1 protein-coding gene and 1 tRNA gene are annotated in these 1,927 nt (G+C 56.9%); both read left to right on the top strand.

Features of this window, described 5'->3' with window-relative positions; translation table 11 throughout:
• The first annotated feature begins 12 nt into the window (after positions 1-12).
• Positions 13-89, top strand: a tRNA-Met gene (locus EV662_RS19300).
• Between the two features lie 458 nt (positions 90-547).
• Entirely contained in the window at positions 548-1,570 is a 1,023-nt protein-coding gene (locus tag EV662_RS19295) for a hypothetical protein (RefSeq protein ID WP_132466522.1), read from the top strand.
• Positions 1,571-1,927 lie beyond the last annotated feature (357 nt).

Raw genomic sequence — 1,927 nt, 5'->3', positions numbered from 1 at the left:
TGGGACCAATGGCGCGGGGTGGAGCAGCCCGGTAGCTCGTCAGGCTCATAACCTGAAGGTCGTAGGTTCAAATCCTACCCCCGCAACCAAAAAATCACCACCGAACAGATACTTAAGCGCCGCTCGCAAGGGCGGCACCCGCGTGCGCGGCCCTTGGTGCTACAACGGTGCTACGTAAAGGTGCCTGAGACGCCAGGACTCCCCAAGCAAGCGGCACGCAGGCACATGTCCGCGAAAGCGTCACCTGCCCTCCACCCAACGGACGCGACCAAGGAAGTCCAAGCGCACCGGATAAGTCGGGGGAACAACGGCCCCAGGTGGGCGCTTGTAGCAGAAAGACATGCCGCATCGCAGCTTCCCCATGCCCAAAGTAGATTGATCTGCTGGCAATCGTGCTGCTTGCCTGACGGCGAGACCTTTATCTTTTCAAAGTTTTAGCTCGTCAAAAATCTGTTGCCGAGTGCTTGTGTGCTTTGCCCAAGAACGTAAAAGGAAAGGCGGCGGTCTAGATAACCAAATGTGTCTACTACTGTTCTGAGTTCACACAATGATCCTCTACAAGACAATCGCCTTAAAGTACGGGCGCTATCTTGAAGCCGGGCACACCGACGACAAATACGATCCCGTGGGTCGAATAGTTCCGACAGAGGAAACCCGCGCTTACAGGCAGGTTGTGCTCGACGATCTCGCGGCGGCACGGATATATCTGCTCGACCACCGCGCTGCGAATTACCTCGACACGTTGCGAATGGATGTCCAGGGTATGCCTTGGGAGAGTCGGCCGGAAGCCCACATCCAAGACTATGTGCGCGAGGTTGACTTTCCGCGGGGCTTGGTCTGGGTCGAATACGACAGCCGAAGCCTCTGGGTGGACCGCATGGAGCGCGGTCTATCAACAATGAGCAAAAAGGAACTGAATAACTGGCATCAGCGGGGTTTCCTGTTCGACAATCGGTCTCCGGACACGCTGACTGTCCGACTTTTCTCCGCAATGACCGATCGCAGCTTCGCTGATTCGCCTGTGACCCTGGTTCTGACCAAGTCGCAATGTGGTCGCCCCTGCTTCGACAACGCGAGCTGGCAGATTCAGAGAAACGTTGTTTCCGCGCTTATGCAGTTTGGCTCCGGCGACCGCCAACTTGAAGTCAGAGACCTCTTAGAGGAGCATAAAGGTCATCTAACCTATGAGATGGTGATCGGTTTCATGCTCTTTGCCGCGCTTGCCGCGCGCGAGAACGATCTGATATCGCAAGAAGTTCAAAGCCTCTCGACCGCGCAGGCGAAGACGGCTCGGAAATTCGGCAAGGCATGGATGACTGAGACACTCCGGTCGCACGTCACTATCCGGATTGGACCTGCTGGCGAACGGCACCTCACCGAGCGCAATGCGCGGCGTCGGTTCGAGGCGGCGCAAGCTTCAGGCCGCGTGTCGCCGACGGAGCACTGGGTTGCCGAACATGAAAGGCGCTATTCGAATGGTAAGGTGGTGCGGGTTCGCGCGCACAAGCGTGGTAAACCTGCAGATCGGGAATTGCCAGTGCGGGTGGTGGGGCCAAGAAAGGAGCCGTGAACTACTGAGCAACTCCGCTCGAGGGCACAATTTTATCAACCGCGATACTGCTGGGGAGCGCCTCAAAGCTGAAGTTAAGTTTAGGTCGATATCCTGCACTGCAATTTTTCGATTGTGGGCGTTGATGTACAGACAAAGAGGTAGCGTACTCGATATCAAGTGCCTACCGTCAATCCGCTGACCCAAACACTAAAGCGCAGCAACATAGTCGCGAAGCATCTGTAATGGCTCTGGAACTGGCGCGGCTTGGCGCTCCCAAGCCGTGACCTGCCCCGATGAAGTGGTCCGGTTTCAGTCTTAGTGCATGAGGGGTCTTGGCGCTACGGCTGGTGTGGCCGGCGAAGCGGCTCCGGATGG

The sequence above is a fragment of the Rhodovulum marinum genome (assembly GCF_004343075.1).
GTDB lineage: Bacteria > Pseudomonadota > Alphaproteobacteria > Rhodobacterales > Rhodobacteraceae > Rhodovulum > Rhodovulum marinum.
Note: the sequence above shows the minus strand (reverse complement) of the source record. Positions and strands in the feature narration are given on the sequence as shown.

Bases quoted from the DNA above. Each gene is read 5' to 3' on its own strand.
- EV662_RS19295 (WP_132466522.1), top strand. From the start codon at position 548: ATGATCCTCTACAAGACAATCGCCTTAAAGTACGGGCGCTATCTTGAA.